This window comes from Paracoccus sp. L-17 (genome assembly GCF_056857655.1).
Window position 1 is genome coordinate 97,449 of the sequence record NZ_JBSXNM010000033.1, and the last position, 21,020, is coordinate 118,468.

Annotated in this window: 19 protein-coding genes and 2 pseudogenes; 3 read left to right on the forward strand and 18 right to left on the reverse strand. The window is 58.8% G+C overall.

Features of this window, described 5'->3' with window-relative positions:
- The first annotated feature begins 16 nt into the window (after window positions 1–16).
- Window positions 17–1,183 carry a CaiB/BaiF CoA transferase family protein gene (locus AC13CR_RS07405; protein ID WP_482900548.1) on the forward strand — a complete coding sequence of 389 codons (1,167 nt, stop codon included), beginning with the start codon at window positions 17–19 and terminating at the stop codon, window positions 1,181–1,183.
- Window positions 1,184–1,204: 21 nt separating this feature from the next.
- Here AC13CR_RS07405 and AC13CR_RS07410 read toward each other — a convergent pair whose 3' ends face one another.
- The 18 genes and pseudogenes from AC13CR_RS07410 to AC13CR_RS07495 all read right to left on the reverse strand — a co-directional run.
- The gene (locus AC13CR_RS07410) at window positions 1,205–2,362 is read right to left on the reverse strand and encodes an acyl-CoA dehydrogenase family protein (RefSeq protein WP_482900549.1); all 1,158 of its coding nucleotides are present in this window, start codon (window positions 2,360–2,362) and stop codon (window positions 1,205–1,207) included.
- 221 nt (window positions 2,363–2,583) lie between these two features.
- A complete protein-coding gene (locus tag AC13CR_RS07415) occupies window positions 2,584–3,510 on the reverse strand; it encodes an electron transfer flavoprotein subunit alpha/FixB family protein (RefSeq protein ID WP_482900550.1) in 927 nt (308 codons plus the stop codon).
- Window positions 3,510–4,268, reverse strand: coding sequence for an electron transfer flavoprotein subunit beta/FixA family protein (locus AC13CR_RS07420; protein WP_028284925.1), 759 nt, complete (start codon window positions 4,266–4,268; stop codon window positions 3,510–3,512). Before AC13CR_RS07420 ends, AC13CR_RS07415 begins: the two co-directional genes overlap by 1 nt.
- Before the next feature lie 42 nt (window positions 4,269–4,310).
- A complete protein-coding gene (locus AC13CR_RS07425) occupies window positions 4,311–5,093 on the reverse strand; it encodes an enoyl-CoA hydratase/isomerase family protein (protein ID WP_028095212.1) in 783 nt (260 codons plus the stop codon).
- 11 nt (window positions 5,094–5,104) lie between these two features.
- A complete protein-coding gene (locus AC13CR_RS07430) occupies window positions 5,105–5,881 on the reverse strand; it encodes an enoyl-CoA hydratase/isomerase family protein (RefSeq protein WP_088652427.1) in 777 nt (258 codons plus the stop codon).
- Window positions 5,882–5,959: 78 nt separating this feature from the next.
- On the reverse strand, window positions 5,960–7,210 hold the full coding sequence (locus AC13CR_RS07435; protein WP_088652428.1) for an ABC transporter substrate-binding protein: 1,251 nt from the start codon (window positions 7,208–7,210) through the stop codon (window positions 5,960–5,962).
- Window positions 7,211–7,307: 97 nt separating this feature from the next.
- Window positions 7,308–8,546: an ABC transporter substrate-binding protein gene (locus AC13CR_RS07440; protein ID WP_338054574.1), complete on the reverse strand. Its 1,239-nt coding sequence runs from the start codon at window positions 8,544–8,546 to the stop codon at window positions 7,308–7,310.
- Between the two features lie 33 nt (window positions 8,547–8,579).
- A complete protein-coding gene (locus AC13CR_RS07445; RefSeq protein ID WP_100931425.1) occupies window positions 8,580–9,389 on the reverse strand; it encodes an ABC transporter ATP-binding protein in 810 nt (269 codons plus the stop codon).
- 10 nt (window positions 9,390–9,399) lie between these two features.
- On the reverse strand, window positions 9,400–10,473 hold the full coding sequence (locus tag AC13CR_RS07450) for a branched-chain amino acid ABC transporter permease (protein ID WP_100931415.1): 1,074 nt from the start codon (window positions 10,471–10,473) through the stop codon (window positions 9,400–9,402).
- 3 nt (window positions 10,474–10,476) lie between these two features.
- Complete coding sequence (locus tag AC13CR_RS07455; protein ID WP_100931416.1) at window positions 10,477–11,364, reverse strand: branched-chain amino acid ABC transporter permease; 888 nt, start codon at window positions 11,362–11,364, stop codon at window positions 10,477–10,479.
- Complete coding sequence (locus AC13CR_RS07460) at window positions 11,365–13,284, reverse strand: AMP-dependent synthetase/ligase (RefSeq protein WP_088652431.1); 1,920 nt, start codon at window positions 13,282–13,284, stop codon at window positions 11,365–11,367. It lies immediately after the preceding gene.
- Entirely contained in the window at window positions 13,277–14,083 is an 807-nt protein-coding gene (locus AC13CR_RS07465) for an ABC transporter ATP-binding protein (protein WP_258095910.1), read from the reverse strand. The genes AC13CR_RS07460 and AC13CR_RS07465 overlap by 8 nt, the downstream gene beginning before the upstream one ends.
- A gap of 37 nt (window positions 14,084–14,120) precedes the next feature.
- Entirely contained in the window at window positions 14,121–14,975 is an 855-nt protein-coding gene (locus AC13CR_RS07470; protein ID WP_028095203.1) for an SDR family oxidoreductase, read from the reverse strand.
- A 105-nt stretch (window positions 14,976–15,080) separates the two neighbouring features.
- A complete protein-coding gene (locus tag AC13CR_RS07475; RefSeq protein ID WP_482900551.1) occupies window positions 15,081–16,247 on the reverse strand; it encodes an acyl-CoA dehydrogenase family protein in 1,167 nt (388 codons plus the stop codon).
- Window positions 16,244–17,455: a CaiB/BaiF CoA transferase family protein gene (locus AC13CR_RS07480; protein WP_035367056.1), complete on the reverse strand. Its 1,212-nt coding sequence runs from the start codon at window positions 17,453–17,455 to the stop codon at window positions 16,244–16,246. The genes AC13CR_RS07475 and AC13CR_RS07480 overlap by 4 nt, the downstream gene beginning before the upstream one ends.
- A 123-nt stretch (window positions 17,456–17,578) precedes the next feature.
- A pseudogene (locus AC13CR_RS07485) lies at window positions 17,579–17,785 on the reverse strand (transposase domain-containing protein); the annotation flags it as partial.
- 161 nt (window positions 17,786–17,946) lie between these two features.
- Window positions 17,947–19,046, reverse strand: a protein-coding gene (locus AC13CR_RS07490; RefSeq protein WP_482900552.1) for an IS3 family transposase whose coding sequence is annotated in 2 segments (ribosomal slippage) — window positions 17,947–18,782 and window positions 18,782–19,046 — 1,101 coding nt in all. Because the reading frame shifts where the segments join, the coding sequence is not laid out codon by codon here.
- Window positions 19,047–19,125: 79 nt separating this feature from the next.
- Window positions 19,126–19,596: pseudogene (locus tag AC13CR_RS07495) on the reverse strand (integrase core domain-containing protein); the annotation flags it as partial.
- Between AC13CR_RS07495 and AC13CR_RS07500 the strand changes: the two are divergent.
- Together AC13CR_RS07500 and AC13CR_RS07505 are read left to right on the forward strand one after the other, a co-directional pair.
- Entirely contained in the window at window positions 19,594–19,989 is a 396-nt protein-coding gene (locus AC13CR_RS07500) for a hypothetical protein (protein WP_028095338.1), read from the forward strand. The pseudogene AC13CR_RS07495 and the gene AC13CR_RS07500 sit on opposite strands and share 3 nt — an antisense overlap.
- A complete protein-coding gene (locus tag AC13CR_RS07505; protein ID WP_229861749.1) occupies window positions 19,986–20,867 on the forward strand; it encodes a DUF7146 domain-containing protein in 882 nt (293 codons plus the stop codon). Before AC13CR_RS07500 ends, AC13CR_RS07505 begins: the two co-directional genes overlap by 4 nt.
- The last annotated feature ends 153 nt before the right edge of the window (window positions 20,868–21,020 follow it).

The following is a 21,020-nucleotide window of genomic DNA, read 5'->3' on the forward strand; positions in this document are numbered from 1 at the left end:
AAGGGTGGACAACCAAATGACCGCTGAGAACAAACCGGGGATCCTTCAAGGCGTCAGGATCATCGACCTGACGTCGATCATCTTCGGTCCTCTGGCCACGCAGATGCTGGGAGATCTGGGAGCGGATGTGATCAAGGTGGAAGCGCCCGAGGGCGATCTTCTGCGCCAGGTTCAGCCATCGCGGCACAGGTTGATGGGCGCTGCGTTTCTAGGGGCCAACCGCAACAAGCGCAGCGTCGTACTCGATCTTAAGACGCAAGCCGACCGCGACCGTCTGCGCAAGTTGCTCGTCGATGCCGATGTGATGATTTCGAGCATCCGGCCTGCGGCGCTTGCCAGATTGTTTTTGGATCCCGAAACCCTGCGCCAGGAAAACCCGAACCTGATCACGGTATCCGCCACCGGTTTCGGACAGGACGGGCCCTATGCCGCCAAGCCAGCATTCGACGATTCCGTCCAGTCGGTTTCGGGTTTGGCCAGCCTGCCCACCCTTCGCGATCCAGAGGCAAAACCCGATTATTCCCCGACCATTCTTGCCGACAAGCTTGGCGGTGTTACCACGGCTTATGCCGTCATGGCAGCCCTGTTTCATCGGGAACGCACGGGCCAGGCACAGCATGTCGAGGTGCCGATGTTCGAAACGCTGACGGCGTTTCTGCTGGCCGAGCACATGGACGGCGCAACATTCGACGAGGTACCGAGGAATTTCGGATATGCCCGCATGCTGGTGCCGCACCGCCGCCCGCTCCAGACGGCGGACGGGTTCGTCACGATCCTGCCCTATACCAACGCCCAATGGGCGCGGTTTTTCAAGACGGTTGGGCGCAATGACATGATCGACCATGTCTGGGTCACGGACATGGACGCCCGTAGCCGCAACATCGGCGCAGTATACGATATGGTGGCGCACATTGCGCTGACCCGGACCACAGATGACTGGCTTGACCTCATGGAGCAGGCCGACATACCCGCCATGCCAGTGCGCAACCTGTCAGATTTGCCGAACGATCCCCATCTTGCCGCAACCGGGTTCTTTCAACGGATTGATCACCCGACCGAAGGTGCGATCTGGACGACACGCCCGCCGGTTCGCTTTTCGGCGACCCCTGCGCAACATGATCATCGCCCGGCCCCGCGACTTGGGGAACACAGCGACGAAATTCTGGGGCCGGGCAGGGAGTAGCCCCACCCGGCACCGGACGGATCAAACATCCATCGAGCGTGCGATCAGTTCCTTCATGATCTCGTTGGTGCCGCCATAGATCATCTGGACCCGGCTGTCGGCATAAAGACGCGCGATGGGGTATTCCATCATGAAACCATAACCGCCGTGCAGTTGCAGGCATTCATGCATGACCTCGTTCTGCGTCTGGCTGCCCCACCATTTCGCCATCGAAGCCGTGGCCGCATCAAGTTCGCCCGCTTCAAGACGCGCGAGCCCGTCATTGACGAAGGAACGTAGCAATTCGGCCTTGGTTTTGCATTCCGCCAGTTTGAAGCGCGTATTCTGGAAGTCCATGATCCGGCTTCCAAATGCCTTGCGGTCCTGAACATATTTGACCGTTTCATCGATCGCAAAATCAATAAAACCGAGCGCGGTAATGCCGATCATCAGCCGCTCCCAAGGCAGCTGCTTCATCAGCTGGTAGAACCCCTGCCCCTCTTCCGGACCAAGCAGGTTCGCCGTAGGCACGCGTACATCTTCGAAGAACAGCTCAGCCGTATCCGAACCTTTCATGCCCAGTTTCTTCAGGTTCCGTCCCCGGCGAAAGCCCTCGGCGCCCTCGGTTTCCAGAACGATCAACGAAACGCCCTTGGCGCCGGCGTTGCGATCGGTCTTTGCCACGATAACAACGAGATCCGCCGTGTGCCCGTTTGTGATAAAGATCTTCGAACCGTTGATCTTGTAGTGGTTGCCATCCTTTTCCGCATAGGTTTGTACGTTCTGGAGGTCAGAGCCCGTTCCAGGCTCGGTCATGGCAATCGCCGCAACGCTGTCGCCGCTGACCAGTTTCGGCAACCACTTTTTCTTCTGTTCCTCACTGCCATATGCGTTGAGATAATGGATTACGATGGACTGAATCCCATAGCCCCAACCCGTATCACCGGTGCGCCCCTGCTCGTAGACGGTAATCGCGTCGAACCCGATGCCGCCACCGAACCCACCATATTCTTCGGCAATCGAGCCACCCATGACACCCTGCTGACCGACTGTTTTCCAGAAGTCGCGGTCAACAATTCCCTGCTCCGCCCATTTTTCAATCTTCGGAGCCATCTCTGCATCGAAAAGCCTGCGTGTACTATCGGCGAACATCTTGTGTTCATCCACTACCCAGCTAGGGGAGTTCTTGATCAAAGACATGAATTATTCCTATCGATTCAAGCTTGTGTTGAGCCAAAATCTAACAAGTGTTTTGCTTCTTGACAATGAACCGGAGCCGTTCTGACGAGGCGTCACAAGGCTTAGGACCGCGCGCATCCTGGTCCGTCCGATCCGCTCGCCGCCCATTCGGCTCGTACCAAAAAGGCCCGCCGGGGGTTCGGCGGGCCTTTGATGCGTTTTGGCGGGTTGGGCCGTGGCCCTTACAGCTTCTCGGTCAGTTCGGGGACGGCCTGGAACAGGTCGGCGACCAGTCCGAAGTCGGCGACCTGGAAGATCGGGGCTTCTTCGTCCTTGTTGATCGCGACGATGATCTTGCTGTCCTTCATCCCGGCCAAGTGCTGGATCGCGCCCGATATGCCGGCGGCGATGTACAGATCCGGTGCCACGACCTTGCCGGTCTGACCCACCTGCCAGTCGTTCGGCGCATAGCCCGAATCGACCGCAGCGCGGGAGGCGCCGACCGCCGCGCCCAGCTTGTCGGCCAGCGCTTCGATGATCTTGAAGTCTTTCTCGGAACCAACGCCACGGCCGCCCGACACCACGATGCCGGCCGAGGTCAGCTCGGGGCGGTCGCTTGCGGCGACCTTGTCTTCGAGCCATTCGGACAGGCCCGGATTGTCCACCGCGCCCACGGTTTCGACCGGGGCGGAACCGCCCGTTCCGGCCGCGCCAAAGGTCGAAGTCCGGAAGGTGATCACCTTCTTGGCATCTTTGGATTTGACCGTCTGCACGGCGTTGCCGGCATAGATCGGACGTTCAAAGGTCGACCCGTCCACAACTCCAGAGACATCCGACAAGACCATCACGTCCAGCAGCGCGGCAACGCGCGGCATGACGTTCTTGGCGTCCGTGGTGGCCGGGGCGACGATATGTTCATAATCACCGGCCAGCGATGCGATCAGCGCGGCGGTCGGTTCGGCCAGGCGGTGACCCAGCGATGCGTCTTCGGCGACCAGAACCTTGGTCACACCGTCGATCTTGGCGGCGGCGTCGCCTGCGGCAGCAGCAGAGGCGCCCGCGCACAGAACGGTCACATCGCCCAGGGCCTTGGCCGCGGTCACGGCCTTGGCGGTTGCGTCGATTGCCAGTTCACCATCGGTGACTTCTGCGAGAAGAAGAACAGCCATTACACAGCCCCCGCTTCTTTGAGTTTTGCGACCAGCTCGTCCACCGAGCCGACCATGATACCGGCCGCGCGTGCCACGGGCTCGGAGGTTTTGACGATTTCCAGACGCGGCGTGACATCAACGCCGTAATCATCGGCGGTTTTCTCATCCAGCGGCTTTTTCTTGGCCTTCATAATGTTGGGCAGCGACGCATAGCGCGGCTCGTTCAGGCGCAGGTCCACGGTGACGATCGCGGGCATCTTGACCTTGATGGTCTGCAGGCCGCCGTCAACTTCGCGGGTCACGACGGCACTGTCACCGTCGATGTCCAGTTCCGAGGCAAAGGTACCCTGCGACCAGCCCAGCAGGGCTGACAGCATCTGGCCGGTGGCATTCATGTCGTTGTCGATCGCCTGCTTGCCGCAGAGAATCAGACCAGGCTGTTCCTCTTCCACGACCTTGGCAAGGATTTTGGCCACTGCCAGCGGCTCGATATCATGGTGCACGTCATCCGCTGCAACGACCAGGATGGCGCGGTCGGCACCCATGGCCAGTGCGGTGCGCAGGGTTTCCTGCGCCTGTTTGACGCCGATGGATACCGCGACCACCTCTTCGGCCTTGCCGGCCTCTTTCAGGCGTATCGCCTCTTCGACGGCGATTTCGTCGAAAGGGTTCATCGACATCTTAACGTTGGCCAGATCGACACCGCTTCCGTCCGCTTTGACACGAACCTTCACGTTGTAGTCGATCACGCGTTTCACAGGCACGAGTACCTTCATTGGCGAGGTCTCCTTGAGTTTTGCGATAAGGTTTCAACCGAGCTAACGGTCTTTGAATTCTGGAGTTCTTTTTTCCGAAAACGCTTTCATGGCCTCGGGAAAGTCATGCGCGCACAGCAAAACGCTTTGGGCATCGCGCTCGATATCCAGCGCCTCGAGATAGCTGCACTCGGCTGCGGCGCGCATCACACGCTTGGCGGTCTGAACGCCAAACATCGGGTGCGTTGCAATCTCGCGGGCAATTTCCAGCGCCCGTACCTCGACCTGGTTGGCCGGCACGCATTCTTCGACAACGCGCAGGTCCCTGGCGGTGCGCCCGTCGATTTCACGGCCCGTGAGCACAAGCATCCGGGCCACGCCCGCACCGGCGCGCTGCTGAAGCAGCCAGCTTGATCCCGTGTCGGGACAACCGCCGACGCGTGCAAATACTTCGCACAGCCGGGCATCTTCGGCGGCAACGACAATGTCCGCCGACAAGGCCAGGCTGAGGCCCGCGCCAAAAGCCACGCCGCATACCGCAGAAATCAGAGGTTTGCGAAACAGATAGGCCGCGCGTCCGCCATCGTGAACCAGGTCCACCATTTCCGACGTCGCCCGCGCGCCTTTGGCGATCTCGGACTGAAACCCGACAAGATCGCCGCCGCTGCTGAAATGATCGCCGCCGGTCATGACAACGGCACGGATCGTAGCGTCCCGTTCGGCTTCGCGCAGGAGCGCCACCAGTTCTTCGACGAACCCGATGCTGTAAGGGTTGCGTTTTGTCGGCTGAAGAAAACGCAGGATTCCGACAGGGCCTTCCCTGTCCAGGCGAATAAGCTCAGTCATTCAAGTCTCCATCAGGTCCCGGTCCAGACGGGTGCTCGCTTTTCAGCAAAGGCCTTTGGGCCTTCAATCGCGTCGTTGCTGGCGTAAACCACCTCGTGCAGGCGCTTGCCCTCTTTCAGGCCACCCGCACAGCCCAGGTCCATGGTCGCGCGAACGCCGCCTTTGGCCGCAATCACCGAAAGCGGGGCCGCGCTGGCAATGCGTTTGGCAAGGTCGAAGGCCCGTGCGCGGACAGCATCGGGAGTGTCTTCGATATAGTTGGTGAACCCGTATTCGTGCAGGCGCTCGATCGGCATCAAATCGCCGGTCAGAACAATTTCCATAAGGATGGGCTGCGGCAGCATGGACAATGCTGGCGATGCCCAAGGCGATCCACGACCGATCTTTACTTCGGTAATGCCGACCTTGGTTCCCTTGAGACCGACCCTCAGATCGCAATTCAGCGTCAGCATCATTCCGCCCGCCATCAGCGACCCCGTCATCGCCGCGATGATCGGTTTTTTGCAGGCGCGCATGGTCTCGTGAAACGGGTCGCGCATCTTGGTCAGAATATCGACGCCCTCGTCGCGTGCGATTTGTGTAGCTTCCTTCAGATCCAATCCGGCGCTGAAAACGCCGCAATCGGCCGACGTCAGAATGGCCACGCGAACGCTGTCGTCCGCCTCGATCTTCTCCCAGGCGTCGGTCAGCCCGTTCGTCGCCGCCACAGAAAGCGCGTTCTTGCGTTCTGGCCGGTTGATACAGACGGTCGCAATGCCATCTTCAATCTTCACGTTAATGGGACTCATGATACCTGCTTCGTTTCTCTGAACAACTTGGGTGCGTAAAGCTTCCCCGCGATATGTTTACCGCGGGGAAGCTGTGTCCTACTCGACTTTGAAAGTCGCGGAGCTGTGCTTGATGACATCCCACACAACGTCGAGATAGTCGGCGCTCCAGTCGGTCTGCGGAACCCAGGTTTCGCCATTCCACTGCTCGACCCGAGTCTTGCCACCACCACCATGATCTTTGTCGGTCACTGTAACCGGGGCCATGGTGCCGTTTCCATCGAAGTTCTCGATCGATTCATAGGCATTCTTCATGCTTTCCGGTGTGATCGGCCAACCGTTTTCGGCAATCGCGATACGCGCGGCTTCAAAACCGACCGAATAAATCGCCATACCCATGTTATAGTACACGTCTCGCACCAGATTCTCGGGTCCGCTGCCCTTGCCATTGGCATAGTAGGTTTCCAGCATCGTCTTGACGATCGGAACTTCCTGGCCACCGGCCACGTTGGTTCCGCGCAAAATGCCTTTTGCCTCTTGTGCGCCAATGTTGGCGATATCGACCTCGTTGAGCCAGTTGACCGACAGGTAACGGTCGATCGGGAACCGGTTGCGGCGCATTTCCTTCGAGGCAACCACATGCCCGCCAGCCAGAAGCCAGCTGATCACGTAATCTGGCTTATCACGGCGGATATTGCTCCAGGCACCGGCCTGATCCGAACCGGGAAGCGGCACGGGATAAAGCTCCAGTTCGAACCCTTCCTTCTCGGAAAGCGTTTTCAGGATCTCGATTGGTTCCTGACCGAAGGGATAATCCAGATAGATGAACCCGATCTTCGCCTTGCTCAGGTCACCGCCCATCTGGCCCTTGATGAAGGCAACGTTATTTGCCGCCTGCTGCCAGTACGTCGGACCGACCGGGAAAACCCATTCGAACACTTCCCCGTCAACTGCATCGCCACGGCCAACGAAGGACTGCATCAGAACGTTGCCGTCCTTCATGGCACGCGGCAGAACCGCGTTCGTGACCGGCGTGGACAGAAAATTGAATAGGAACACACCTTCGCGCTTGAGCTGCTCATAGCATTCCACACCGCGCTGCGGTTCGTTGCCGTGATCGCGAACGATGATTTCTACCGGATGCCCTTCGATACCGCCATTTTCGTTGGTGTACATCGCCAGATCCTGGGCGGCCTGAGCCACCTGCGGCGAAATGAAAGTGTAGGATTTGCTAAGGTCGAAGCAGAGTCCGAAGCGGATCGGCTCCTTGTCCTGCGCTGCGGCCACAGTCGCGCTTGCTGCCAGCGCAGTAGCAAGGACTACTGCCTTAATGTGCTGTTTGACTTTCATGTTTTCTCTCTCCCGTTGGTTTGGTTTGGGGCGGTGATACCGTTTCGTAAACGCCGCTGCCGCCCCGCGTAGCGTCGCCCTTCCTGCTACCAGTCTTTCACTGCTCGTATTGTGACGAACTTTCTTTCACCACGTCCCACACGACGTCCGTGTACTCAGAGATCCAGTCGGTTTGCGGCACCCAAGTCTCCCCGTCCCACATCTCGATCCGGGTCTTGCCACCGCCGCCATGATCTTCGGCCGTCACCGTAATGGGGGCCATCAGCCCGTTCGCGTCGAATCCCTCAAGCGACTCCAGTCCCGCTTTGTAGGACTTTGCGGTAATCGGAAGGCCTTCGAGTTCTGCCGCCTTGCGCGCGGCTTCGAACATGATTGAATACATGGCCAGACCGGTGTTGTAGAAAACGTCCTGGGTCTTCTCAATCGGGCCCGAACCCTCGCCCTTGTCGTAGAGCTCGGTCATGATCTCCTGATACAGCGCGACGTCCTGACCGCCCACAACATTGGTACCGCGCTTGATACCCTTGGCGGCCTCGTCGCCAATATTGGCGATATCGACTTCGTTCAGCCAGTTGACGGAAATGTATTTGTCCATCGGGATGCGATTGCGCTGCATTTCCTTCGACGCAACCACATGCGCACCGCCAAGCATCCAGACAATCACATGATCTGGGTTGTCCCGGCGCACCTTGGACCACACACCGGCCTGGTCACTGCCAGGCAGTGGCACAGGGTAAAGCTCAAGCTTGAAACCCTCTTTTTCGGACAAGGTTTTGAGAATCTCGATCGGCTCCTGTCCGAAAGGATAATCGAAATACACAAACCCCACCTTCACGTCCGACAAGTCGCCATCATGCAATTGCTTTATGTAGGCAACATCATTGGCCGCCTGTCCCCAATAGGTCGGTCCGATCGGATAGACCCATTCGAAAACGGTGCCGTCGACGGCATCGCCTCGGCCGACAAGCGACTGCATCAGGATACGCCCGTCTTCCATGGCCCGCGGCAGGATAGCCAGAGAGACCGGAGTGGACAGGGTATCGAAAACAAAGACGCCCTCGCGGCTGAGTTTCGAGTAGCACTCGATTCCGCGCTGCGGTTCGTTCCCGTGGTCACGCACGATGACTTCGACCGGTTCCCCACCGATGCCGCCCTTCATGTTGATGAGCTTGGCAAGGTCCATCGCGGCCTGCGAAACCTGCGGCGTGGCAAAGGTATAGGCCTTGCTGAGATCGTAGCAGATGCCGATCTTGAATGGCTCGGCCAGCGCCTGGGTGCCGAACAGCGCCCCGCCAACCATTGAAAATACTGCCAGCGCTTTGGTAAGTCTCTTCATTTTTTCCTCCCTGAACAGTTTTCGAATAGTACGTTAGCTCAGCCAACGTTTGCGTCGGCTGTAGTGCTTGACGTTGTGAAAATCGGTCTCTCCGCCGCCTAGATAGAACTCCTGAATGTCGGAGTTGGATTTGAGCGCCTCGGCCGTGCCGTGCATAACGACGCGGCCGTTTTCGATAAGATACCCTTGCGAAACGATCTCCAGAGCTGCCAGGGCGTTCTGTTCCACCAGCAGGACGGACAGGCCCTCATCCTTATTGATCTTTTGCAGGATGCCGAAGATTTCCTCGACCAGGAACGGAGCAAGCCCGAGGCTTGGTTCATCAAGCATCAAAAGCTTCGGCTGGGTCACGAGGGCCCGCCCAATGGCAAGCATCTGTTGCTCACCACCCGACAAATAGCCTGCTTGGGAATTTTTGCGTTCGGCAAGCCGTGGAAAATAGGCGTAAATCTTGTCCTTTTCCGCATTCAGCGTCGATCGGGACATTCCGCGCGGCGCGGCGGCGGTCAGGTTCTCGTCGGGGGTCAGATGTTCAAAGACCCGCCGCCCTTCGATGACATGACAGATGCCCATCTCGACGCGTTTTTGCGCGGGCGCTTCGGTAATGTCCGTTCCCTGGAACGTTATCTCACCTCGGCTGATGCGTCCGCGCTCGGCCTTCAAAAGACCGCTGATCGCTTTCAACGTGGTACTTTTTCCAGCTCCGTTCGATCCCAAGAGTGCGATCATCTCGCCCTTTGGGACTTGGACCGAAACACCTTTGATCGCCAGTATTACATTGTCGTACAGTACTTCGACGCTGTTCATGGATAGAATGTTCTGGGCTTCAACTTTTTCTTGCATCGGCATTCCCCTATTTCTTGAACTGATCGAAGGGCCAAACCATCAGATAGTCTCTGATGTTGCCGTAGAGTTTTCCCAAACCGAGTGGTTCGATCAGAAGGATAATGACGATCAGTGCGCCATAGACTGCGTTCGGGATGTGAGCGAGTGTTTCAACATCGATCTGCATGCCAAGCCCGTCACTCAGCGTGACGACGAGACCATTCACGATACCCGGAACAAGAAGGATCAGGGCAACACCGAAATAGGAACCGATAATGCTGCCAAGGCCGCCAACAATCACCATCGCAAGAACCTGGATCGAAACGGCAACCGAGAATTGCTCGGGTGCGGCGAGAAAGAAAAAGGTGGCAACAAGCAACGCACCGCTGACGCCTGCGATGAACGAAGAAGTCGCGAATGCGAGGATTTTGTAGTAGAAACTGTTCACACCCAGGATCGCGGCCGCAAAGTCTTTTTCCCGGACAGCGACCAAGGCGCGACCGAGTCCAGTACGCTTGAGATTAAGCATGAAGATCGTCACCAACACACACCAGCCGAAGGCGACATAGTAGAAGCCAGTATCAGTGGTAATCTCTTGCCCGAGCAGCGCCAATGTCGGTGACTGGAGCGACGCGTGTGAGCCCCCCGAGATCGCCGGAGAGTGGGTCAGAACCCAGTCCATCACGAATTGCATCGCAAGAGTGGTAAGGGCGAGATACAGTCCCTTGACCCGCAAAGCGGCAAAAGCAAACAGGCTGCCGATCACGGATGACGTCAACCCGCCGATGATCAGGGCGAATTCCCACGGCACCCCGAAACGCGCGGCATGGATCGCCGAATAGGCGCCGACAGCCATGACCGCGGCATAGCCCAGGTGAAGCTGCCCCGCCCAACCTGTCACCAGGTTCAGCCCCAAAGCGGCGGCCGTCCAGATCAGCCAGGGAAGCAAGTAGCTGTTCAGGTAAAGCGACGGGATGATGAACGGCGCGGCAAGACCGATCAGAAAGATGAATGCTGTCAGATTTCTGTCGGCAGGCACCTTGAAGATACGGCTGTCCGAAACGTAGTCGGCGTGATGGACGCCGGAAAGTCTGTAAAACATCCCTTACACCCTTTCGATGTCGTGACGACCGAATAGTCCGTGCGGACGGATCATGACCGTGAGAATGAGCACGGCAGCGACGATAAGCTCACGGCTTCCGCCTCCGACAAGCGGATCGAGGAAATCAGCGCCAATGTTTTCGACGACACCTAGGATGATGCCTGCGATTACGGCGCCAAGGATACTGTCGAGACCACCGAGAACGGCAACCGTCAGTCCTTTGAGAAGCAACAGCGACAGCGCCTGATCGACACCCTGAATCTCACCCCAGATGACGCCAGCGGCGACGGCAACAACGGATGCCAATGCCCAGGACAACCCAACGCCGCGCTCAACCGAGATACCTACCGACCACGAAGCCATGTAATCATCCGCGATCGCCCGCAACTTGATCCCGGTCCGGGTTCGGAAAAACAGCATGAATGCGACAAACAAGGCGAGCGCAACACCGGCACCAACCAGATGGATGCGGCTGATGAAGATGTCGCCCAAAAACAGTGGATCATAGCTGACGCCCAACTCCATCGAACGTGACGTCCCGCCCCAAATCGCAAGCGTTGTACCCCGCAGGAAAATGTCGAGGCCGAGTGTCAGCATCAAGATCATGACGACCGGCCGACCTGCGAGACGGCGCAGAGCAACACGCTCAATGCCGAACCCAAGGCCGAACATGACAACCGCAGCCAGAGGGATGGCCAGCCACAAGGGTAAACCCACATCGCGCGCCAGCGCCAAGACCACATAGGCCCCGACCATGGTCAACCCGCCCTGCGCCAGATTGGGCACCGAAGATGCCTTGTAAATCAGCACAAGGCCGATGGCGAATAGCGAATACAGCAGACCCGTCAAGGCTCCGTTGATCGCAAGCTCTGATAGAAAGACCCAGTCCATTTATACCTCCCTGATGGGAAGGCTTCTTTCGACCTTCCCTACTTCCCCGGTCTCGTAAGTCACCTGCGCGCTTACATGGACCTCTTTTGAACCGTCGTAGAGCGCCGCGATCACGTCGGCATAGCGTTCCTGAACGACCTTCCTCCGCAGTTTTCGTGTCCGTGTGATTTCACCATCGTCCGGGTCGAATTCTTTCGGCAGACTGACAAAGCGTTGCAGGCGCAATGGCTCGGTGACGGCCTTGTTGACCCGTTGGAACGCCTCGCGAAGCAACGTCGCGACCTCTTCACGCTGAGAAAGATCGGCATATGACACGTAAGGTACGCCGTTCACTTCGGCCCAGTGCCCCACGGCCTCGAAATCCACGCAGACCATCGCCGTCAGTTCCTTCAGCCCGGCGCCAATCACGGCCGCATCCTTGATATACGGGCTGAATTTCAACCGGTTCTCGATGTAGTTTGGAACGTAACGTTCACCGTCGGCGGTGTGCATGACCTCGGAGACACGGCCCAGAACAACCAGGTGTCCGTCGTCTTCCAGATAGCCGGCATCGCCGGTATGCAGCCACCCGCCCTCAAGCGCTTCGGCGGTCGCTTCGGGTTTGTTGAAATACCCTTCGAACACGCTGTCCGAGCGCACCAGGATCTCACCGTCTTCGGCAATGCTGACCTCGACGCCAGGCGCCGGTTTGCCAACCGTATGAAGACGGACCTCGCCCGGAGCCTGAATCGCGTTGATCGCGCTGTTCTCGGTCTGGCCGTAGAGCTGACGCAACTTGATCCCCAGGGCGCGGTAGAACACAAAGGTGTCTTCCCCGATCGCTTCACCGCCGGTGAACGCATTCTTTAGGCGGCTCATCCCGAACTGGTCCTTGATCGGTCCGAAAACCATCACCTCGCCCAGAAGCCGGCCCAATGGCTCAAGTACACCGCCGCTTTTGCCATTCAGCTTGTTCATTTCAGCTGCGATGGCCCGATCCATGAAGAAATGGTACAACCATTTCTTGACCGGGGTCGAATTCTCGATACCGACCTGGATCGTCGTCAGCATCTGGTCCCAGCTTCTTGGCGCCGCCAGATAGAATGTCGGAGCGATTTCGCGCATGTCGCGCACAACCGTTTCCTGACGTTCCGGCACGTTCACGGTGAACCGCCAAAGCAGGGCCGCCGCGACGGTAATGGCAAAATCGCCCACCCAGGCCATCGGCAGATAGGCCAGGATTTCCTCGTTTTCGTCGAATGCGCCCGCTGCATGCCCGTTCTTAGCGGCAGCAAGAACATTTTTCTGACTTAGAACGATACCTTTCGGCTCGCCCGTGGTCCCTGACGAATGCATGAAGATGGCCGGATCTTCGGGTTTTGCACGACCGTAAAGCTCTTCGCGCAGGCCGGGGGCTTCATTCAGATCGTGCTGACCGACTTCGATCAGGTGATCCCAGGACATCAGCCCTTCGACCTCATAGAAACCAAGGCCCCGCGCTTCGTCATAAATGATGTGGTCGATCCCCTCGGCGCCCGCGTCCTTCAGCTCCAGGATCTTGTCAACCTGTTCCTGATCTTCGGCGATGGCCGCGACGATTTCGACTTCGCCAAGAAAGTGCCGGAGTTCTTCGAGCGTCGCGCCGGGATAGGCAGGCATTGCATAGGCACCCAGCAACGAAATAGCCAGCATTCCGCCATACAGCCGCGCCCGGTTGTCGCCCAGGATAAGCACCGCCTTGCCCGGTGTTACGCCGATTTTCTCAAGCCCGGCCGCGCAGGCCAGCACCTCTTCGGCGTATTCCGCCCATGTGGTTTCCTTCCAGATCCCACGCTCTTTTTCGCGAAGCGCGATTTCCGAACCGTGTTTCGAGGCGTTCCGCGCCAGAATTGCGCCGATCGTGTCGCTGCCCGAAGACTGTTTCTTCGTCAAATCAGTCATGCGACCCTCCGATATATGCCTCGATGACCCGCGGGTCCTTCACAACCTCCTTGGGGATGCCACTGGCGATCATTTCACCATAATTCAGGGCCAGCATCCGATCACAAATGCCGGTGATGACATCCATATGATGTTCGATCAGCAGAACGCTGACGCCGCGTTCGGCACGGGCATCCAGAATGAAACGGGACATATACCCTTTCTCTTCCTGGTTCATGCCGGCCATCGGTTCATCGAGAATCAGCATCTGTGGCTCGGCCACCAATGCCCGCGCCAGCTCGACCCGCTTTTTCAACCCGATCGGAAGACCATCGACCAACTCATGCCGAATGCTCTCGAGCTGTAGAAACTCGATCACCTCCTCGACGATTTTACGGTTCTCGATTTCTTCACGCTGTGCTGCCAACCAATATAGCGCCGTACGCAAAACGCCTGGGCTCATGTGGATGTGCCGCCCGAGCAGGATGTTGTCCAGAACGCTCATCCCGTTGAACAGAGCAAGATTTTGGAACGTTCTTGCAACGCCGAGCTTGGCAACCTTGTGAGGCGCCGTACCCGTAATGTCGTTTCCTGCCAGCCGGACCCTGCCCTCGTTTGGCGGGTAAAATCCGGTAATTGCGTTTGTTAGCGTTGTCTTGCCGCTGCCATTCGGACCGACAAGTCCAAAGATTTCCCCTTGTCGAATAACGAGGTCAACACCGGTGACAGCGACGATGCCGCCGAACCGTCGCTCGATCCCGCTGCACTCCAGTATCGCCCCATCATCGGCTCCGATTGCTGTTTTAATCTTTGTCGTCATCTAGATCTCATTGTCCCCCTAAGGTTCACGGCCAACATCAGGTAATCCGGAAGTAGTCCGGCCGCCCCGTTGGCCATGGATCCCCCCACAATTGCTGCCCACCGTCGATGTTCAGAACTTCACCGGTTACGAATTTCCCTGAATTGGCCGCCATATAGACAACCCCTTCAGCGACATCCCATTCGTCCCCGGCGTGCCGCATCGGGTTGGAGTCCTGAAATGTCGCAGAACCCTCCGGAGGGTAGTTCCCGAAACCGTTGCTTTCGCAGCAACCCGGCGCGACGCAGTTCACTCGGATATCGTGCGGGGCCCACTCCACCGCAACCGACTTGGACAGGTAAACTACCCCTGCCCGGGCCGCACAGGTATGCGCGATGCCGGGCATGCCGCGCCAGATATCGGCCACGATGTTGACGATGGAGCCTGGTTGCTTGTTGGCAACCCAGTGGCGCGCCGCGGATTGCATCATCCACCAGGTGCCGTTGAGGTTGGTGTCTATGACCGCATTCCAGCCCTTTGGACTGAACTCCAACGCAGCTTGCGGAAACTGACCCCCAGCATTGTTCACCAAAACGTCAATCGCCCCGAACTCCTGGTTCGTCTTGGCGACAAAATCCTCGACCTGCTCAGGCTCCCGGATGGTCATAGGCACAGCGAAAACTTCGCCCCCGAAACTTTCAAGGAACTCCTTGGCCAAAGCCAGTTTCTCTTCGTTGCGTCCATTGATCGCCAGATTGGCCCCGAGCCTTGCGAACAGGGTCGCAATTGCCAGCCCCAATCCGCCTCCAGCGCCGGTCACCACAACGATTTTGCCGGTGAATAAACCGCTTGCGTAAACGGTTGCACGTTTTGATAGGTCCTCCCTCGAAGACCCAAACTGCGTCTTATTCATGACGCCTCCTCCCATTCCCCATTAGGGGCAGTTGCCAGTAATCTAACGGGTGTTAGAAAAATGGTCAAGACACCTTTTCCCACCAGCCCCGCCCGTCATCTCCGATCAGTAAGACTTTGGAAGCCCAAGGGCTTTTTCTGCTATGAACGACAAAAGCATCTGCGGTGTCACCGGTACGATGCGGAACAGCAGAGCCTCCCGTACCAGTCGCTCCACGTGATATTCCTTGGCGTATCCGAATCCGCCAAATGTAATTTGCGCGGCTTCGGTCGCCTCGACCGCGGCGTCGGCGGCCAAAAGCTTGGCAGCGTTCGCCTCGACGCCGCAGGATTCTCCCGCATCGTAGAGGGCTGCAGCGTGCATCACCATGAGATTGGCAGATTCCACCCGCGCCCAGGCTTTGGCGAGCGGATGCTGAACACCCTGATTTTGGCCGATTGGGCGGTCAAAAATCACACGTTCGTTTGCATAATGCGCCGCGCGCGCCAGTGCGTTGCGCGCAATACCGATACATTCGCCGGCCACCAGGACGCGTTCGGGATTCAACCCGTGCAAAATTTGTCTAAAGCCTTTGCCTTCCTCCCCGATCAGGTCCTCAGCCGGAATCGGCAACCCATCGATGAAAACTTCATTCGAATCGACAGCTTTTCGACCCATCTTTTCGATCTCTCGCACGTCAACGAAATTTCGGTCGAGATCTGTATAGAACAGGCTCAGCCCTTCGGTCGGGCTGCTCACATCTTCAAGCCGCGTTGTCCTGGCCAGAAGCAGCATCTTGTGGGCCACCTGCGCGGTAGAAATCCAGACTTTTTGTCCGTGCACGACATATCTGTCCCCCTGCCGCACCGCCATGGTCTTCAGCTTTGTGGTATCCAGCCCCGTCGTCGGTTCGGTCACGGCGAAACACGCCTTTTCGTCACCCGCGATCAGAGGGCCAAGCATACGCGCGCGCTGCTCATCGGTCCCGAACTTCACCACCGGGTTGAGCCCGAAAATGTTCATGTGGATGGCCGAGGCTCCGCTCGCGCCGGCCCCCGACTCGGCGATTGCCTGCATCATTATGGTCGCCTCGGTGATCCCCAGACCCGCGCCGCCGACAGCTTCTGGCATGGCGATACCTAGCCAGCCGCCATCGACCATTGCCCTGTGCAGTTCATGGGGAAAACCACCGTTGCGATCCCGATCCAGCCAATAGTCGTCGTCGAACCTTCCGCAAATCCGCAGAATCTGGTCGCGAATCTCTTGTTGGTCGGCGGTCAATCGAAATGTCATAGCGCGCGCCCTCCTTCCAATCTTACGAGCCCAGCCTCACATAGGGCCGTGATCCGCTCATCGTTAAAACCAAGATCACGCAGAATGCTTTGGCTGTCTGCGCCAGGCGGTCGTCCCAGCCAACGAAGCTGACCGGGCGTCGCGCTGAGATGAGGGACCGGGCCAATGACCTGAGTCTGTTCGCCAGCGACCGACACGATATCCCCGCGATGGCTTATCTGCTCGTTCGTCGTGATTTCCTCGACACTCAACACACGCGAGGCAACGGCATCATGGCGGGCGAATACCGCCTCCACTTCCTTAGCTGTGTGCTGCATGACAAAATCATTGATCGCATCGAAGACCACCGCCATGTGCTGCGACATCTCGCCAAGTGTCGCAAACCGCGGATCATCGGCAAGGGCGTCCCCGCCGACTGCCCGCAACAGTCGTTGCGCGGTTTCCGCGCTTCCTGCGGAAACGGTCAGCCACACCCCATCGGACGTTCGGAACATCCCCCCCGGAGCAAAGTCCATCGGCTGGCGCAGCCCATTGCGCCGCGGCGAGAGCTTCGCGCCCGTCAATGCGGGAACAGGATAGTCCATCAACCGAAGCAACGCCTCGAACACCGCAAGATCGACGACCTGACCGCGTGCAATGCCCTTTTCGCGAGCAAATAGCGCGATCATGACTCCCAAAGCGCCCATCAGCCCTGTCGTGCTGTCGGCTGCCGGAAACCCGGGGTGCATCGGCGGCCCGTCGGGAAAACCGGTCAGATGTGCTAAACCACTCATGGCCTCCGCAGCACGTCCAAACGCTGGCACGTCGCGCATCGGACCGTCCTGTCCGTAACCTGAAACCCGCAAGACAACCAAGTCCGGGTTCCAATCGTGCAGGACGTCTGGCCCAACACCAGCACGTTCTAGCACACCCGGACGGAAATTTTCGATCAGCACGTCGGCATCTTCAACCAACCTGCGCAGGATGTCCCGGCCCTCGTCGGACTTCCAGTCCAGGCCTAGTGTTTTCTTGTTGCGGCCCAAAGTCTTCCACCAGACGCCCACCCCATCCTCTGCCTTGGGTCCAAGGTCGCGCATCATATCCGTCCGGTTGGGGGCTTCGATCTTGATGACATCTGCACCAAAATCCGAGAGTAAAGCTGCCGCAAGTGGTCCGGCAATTACGTGACCAAGTTCTATAATCTTCAGTTGATCAAGGGGTCTAGACATCTGCACTTTCGACTCTGCTAATTTTCTAATGGTTGTTCGATTGCTAGCAAAGGCGAAGTCTGACCTCAAGATTCAAAGGTAATCACCTCCCCGAAAACGTAGCCGCCCGGTTGTTACCATGGATCAGTTCATTGGCGTCCAGTTCCATGGAAGCGGTTCGTTGAGCGGGTTGGTCATGTGATTGTGGATGCGGTCGAGGATTTCGGCCAGCCAGGCTTGCGGATCGTGGCCGTTCATCTTGGCTGTCTCGACAAGGGACATCGCCCGGGACAGCGTTTCGCCACCGCTGTCGGAGTGTGCGAAAAGCCAGTTCTTTCGCCCGATGCTGATCAGGTGATGTGATCCCCGAAAACTGGACCGGTTTGGCTTAGAGTTTTCCGCACGAATGAAGCGACACCCATCTTTGGACCAGCGGCGGGCAGAGTTTTCCGGCTATTGACCTGCTACCCGATGCTGGACCACCCGGGCGGGCGCTTCCGGTCATTCCGCGGTCAGTGAGGGCCATCTGCCACCGACCGATCCATGAGCTCTATCGGTGGCTTGTTGCCGATCGAGCTGTGTGGGCGAACTTCGTTGTAGTCTCTGCGCCAAGCCTCGCATTTTCGGGCCGCGTCGTCGAGGGTCATGAACCAGTGGGCACTCAAGCACTCCGCCCGGAACTTGCCGTTCAGGCTCTCGATGAAGGCATTGTCCGTCGGCTTCCCGGGACGCGAGAAGTCCAGGGTGACGTCCCGCTGGTAGGCCCAGAGATCAAGGTCGCGGGAGACGAACTCGCTGCCTTGGTCGACCCGGATCGTCCTCGGCAGGCCGATTTCGGCGCCGACCCGTTCGAGCACCTCAATCACGTCCGGGGCGCGGAAGCTGAACCGGGGCACGATTGCCGGGGCGTAGCGGCTGAAGGTGTCGACGATCGTCAGAACCCGGATCTTCGTGCCCGTCGCGAGTTGGTCGTGAACAAAGTCCATGGCCCAGGTCTCGTTGCTGCGAACTGCCGGGCAGCGGTCCTCGCGCAGGTTCGCCTTGACCCGTCGCTTCGGCGTCTTGTTCCTGAGCTGCAAGCCTAACGCCTTGTAAAGGCGATAAACCCTCTTCTGGTTTATGGCCCAGCCTTCGCGCCGCAGCAGGACATGGATGCGCCGGTAGCCGTAGCGTATCCGTGTCGCTGCGATCTCCTTGATCCGTTCCATCAGTGCGGCCTGCGAGCGGCGCCTGCCTTTGTAGTGGTAGCTCGATCGCTCGGCGCGCAGCACCTGGCAAGTCCGCCGGATGCTGACCTTCCAGGTCGCCCGAACCTCATCGACGAGCTGGCGCCGCCGCGCAGGCCCTACAGTTTTTTTGCCAGCACGTCCTGCAGCATCGCCTTGTCCAGGCTCAGGTCCGCCACCAGCTTCTTCAGCTTGCCATTCTCGTCCTCAAGCTGCCGCAGCCGGCGCATCTCCGACGGCATCAGCCCGGCATACTTCTTCCGCCAAGCATAGAACGTCGCCTCACTGATCCCGGCCTTCCGGCACACCTCGCCGATCACCGTGCCCTCTTCCGCCTGCTTCAGGACGAACGCGATCTGCGCCTCGCTGAACTTCGATCTCTTCATGTCAGCTCTCCGATTCCCGGCCCGATCCTAAACTGGAAAATCCCAGCTCGATCCGGTCCAGGAAGCGGGAAGCAGGTCACTATGATCGGGGTGACGGGCTGGTTGCGCCTCCCGATTTCGTCAGCAGGATCGGCGGTTTGTTCCCGATCGCGCTGTGTGGCCGTTCGTCATTGTAGTATCTCCGCCAAGCCTCCACTTTTTCGCAGGCATCCGCAAGGTTCATGAACCAATGTGTGTTCAGGCACTCCTGCCGGAACCGTCCGTTAAAGGCCTCGATGAAAGCGTTATCGGTCGGCTTACCGGGCCGTGAGAAGTCGAGGATCACGCCGCGCTGATAGGCCCAGAGGTCCATGTCGCGGGAGATGAACTCGCTACCCTGGTCGACCCGGATCGTCTTCGGATAGCCGATCCGGCGGCACACCCGATCCAGGGTGGCGACCACGTCTTCCCCGCGATAACTGAACCGAACATCCAGCACCGGCGAATAACGCGAGAACGTGTCCACGACCGTCAGGACGCGCAGCTTCTTGCCCATGGCAAGCTGGTCATGCGCATCTACCGCCTGCAGACTGAAGACGGGGAACGCGCTATCGGCCGTCTGGTCAGTCAGGAGCAGCTTCTCAATGTCTATGCGCGCTTGGGTCTCGATTGTCAGATCGAGATGACGCCGCAGGAGGTGTTCGGCGCGGTCATGGACGCGAAGACGACCCTGAGCCTCCTTGGCGGCTACCAGCTGCGCCGCTCGCTGGTCATGGGTCAGCCGAGGCTGGAATTGAACAGCGCGTCGGGCACGGCCCTGCCTGCACTGAAGGCGATGGGCTGTTTCACCGAGGTGATCCAGTGGAAGACGCGGGTGTTCATCCCGGTGGATGGCACCGAGGTGCTGGTGCGGGTTCTCGCGGAGTATCCTGTTGGCGGCAGTGCAGCGGATGCCGCAGCATGAGCGCGGGGCGCAGTATCGCGGACCTCTCGGCCGATCTGGCAGACCGGGCCGAGAGCTTCTGCCGCCAGTATTTCCCCGAGGGGCGCAAGCAGGGCAATTATTGGCAGGTTGGTGACACTTCGGGCGCAAAGGGGCAGAGCCTTGCCATCCGGCTCCAGGCCCAGGGTGGGCGCAAGGCCGGGTCCTGGACCGATTACGCGACGGGTGAATATGGCGACTTGATCGACCTGCTGCATGAACGGCTTGGGTCGATCACGCTCAAAGAGACGCTGTGGGAGGCCCGGTCTTTCCTTGGCGAGGCCCCCTGCCCGGCCGTGCCGCGAGACACCCAAACCCGTGAGCAACCAGATGCCGCCTCGAGCAAACGCATCGCGCGGACGCGCAAACTCTTTGCCGCTGGCAAGCCGGTCCTGGGCACCCTGGCCGCCACCTATCTGCAGGGGCGTGGCATCACACGGCTGGGTTCGGCCCTGCGCTATCACCCACGGGTCTTCCTGCGGCACGGCACGGACGACGCCGATCCGCCGCAAAGGGCTCCTGCCCTGCTCGCGAAGATCACCGATATTCGCGGCCAGATCACTGGATGCGCGCGGTTCTATCTAGACCCGTCCACCGGCGGTCTGGCCGGGATCGAGAGCCCGAAGCGGATCCTCGGGCAGCTTCACGGCCATGCCATCCGCTTCTGGTCCGGCACGGGCCGCTCTGATCTCATCGTCGGCGAAGGTCTCGAGAACACCCTTTCGGTGGGCACCGCTCTCCCCGAGTTCGATCTCGCCTCCTGTCTCACCGCCACCCATCTCGGGCTGTTCATCCCGCCGCCGGGGATCAAGCGTATCTGGATCGCGCGGGACAATGACGAAGCCGGACGTAACGCATGAAAGAGATTTCGTAACCAACTGGAATCTCGGGGAATTACCTGTGGTGATCTCGTGCCAAACATGGGCGATTTCAACGACGATTTGCAGGCACTTGGCAAGGATACGCTGCGCCGGTCGCTGATAGAGGCCATGAAAGCACAAGGTCTGGAGATC

What these genes read in the sequence shown, in the direction of transcription:
- AC13CR_RS07405 (WP_482900548.1), top strand. Translation starts at nt 17, where the DNA reads ATGACCGCTGAGAACAAACCGGGGATCCTTCAAGGCGTCAGGATCATC.
- AC13CR_RS07410 (WP_482900549.1), bottom strand. Translation starts at nt 2,362, where the DNA reads ATGTCTTTGATCAAGAACTCCCCTAGCTGGGTAGTGGATGAACACAAG.
- AC13CR_RS07415 (WP_482900550.1), bottom strand. Translation starts at nt 3,510, where the DNA reads ATGGCTGTTCTTCTTCTCGCAGAAGTCACCGATGGTGAACTGGCAATC.
- AC13CR_RS07420 (WP_028284925.1), bottom strand. Translation starts at nt 4,268, where the DNA reads ATGAAGGTACTCGTGCCTGTGAAACGCGTGATCGACTACAACGTGAAG.
- AC13CR_RS07425 (WP_028095212.1), bottom strand. Translation starts at nt 5,093, where the DNA reads ATGACTGAGCTTATTCGCCTGGACAGGGAAGGCCCTGTCGGAATCCTG.
- AC13CR_RS07430 (WP_088652427.1), bottom strand. Translation starts at nt 5,881, where the DNA reads ATGAGTCCCATTAACGTGAAGATTGAAGATGGCATTGCGACCGTCTGT.
- AC13CR_RS07435 (WP_088652428.1), bottom strand. Translation starts at nt 7,210, where the DNA reads ATGAAAGTCAAACAGCACATTAAGGCAGTAGTCCTTGCTACTGCGCTG.
- AC13CR_RS07440 (WP_338054574.1), bottom strand. Translation starts at nt 8,546, where the DNA reads ATGAAGAGACTTACCAAAGCGCTGGCAGTATTTTCAATGGTTGGCGGG.
- AC13CR_RS07445 (WP_100931425.1), bottom strand. Translation starts at nt 9,389, where the DNA reads ATGCAAGAAAAAGTTGAAGCCCAGAACATTCTATCCATGAACAGCGTC.
- AC13CR_RS07450 (WP_100931415.1), bottom strand. Translation starts at nt 10,473, where the DNA reads ATGTTTTACAGACTTTCCGGCGTCCATCACGCCGACTACGTTTCGGAC.
- AC13CR_RS07455 (WP_100931416.1), bottom strand. Translation starts at nt 11,364, where the DNA reads ATGGACTGGGTCTTTCTATCAGAGCTTGCGATCAACGGAGCCTTGACG.
- AC13CR_RS07460 (WP_088652431.1), bottom strand. Translation starts at nt 13,284, where the DNA reads ATGACTGATTTGACGAAGAAACAGTCTTCGGGCAGCGACACGATCGGC.
- AC13CR_RS07465 (WP_258095910.1), bottom strand. Translation starts at nt 14,083, where the DNA reads ATGACGACAAAGATTAAAACAGCAATCGGAGCCGATGATGGGGCGATA.
- AC13CR_RS07470 (WP_028095203.1), bottom strand. Translation starts at nt 14,975, where the DNA reads ATGAATAAGACGCAGTTTGGGTCTTCGAGGGAGGACCTATCAAAACGT.
- AC13CR_RS07475 (WP_482900551.1), bottom strand. Translation starts at nt 16,247, where the DNA reads ATGACATTTCGATTGACCGCCGACCAACAAGAGATTCGCGACCAGATT.
- AC13CR_RS07480 (WP_035367056.1), bottom strand. Translation starts at nt 17,455, where the DNA reads ATGTCTAGACCCCTTGATCAACTGAAGATTATAGAACTTGGTCACGTA.
- AC13CR_RS07500 (WP_028095338.1), top strand. Translation starts at nt 19,594, where the DNA reads ATGCGCATCTACCGCCTGCAGACTGAAGACGGGGAACGCGCTATCGGC.
- AC13CR_RS07505 (WP_229861749.1), top strand. Translation starts at nt 19,986, where the DNA reads ATGAGCGCGGGGCGCAGTATCGCGGACCTCTCGGCCGATCTGGCAGAC.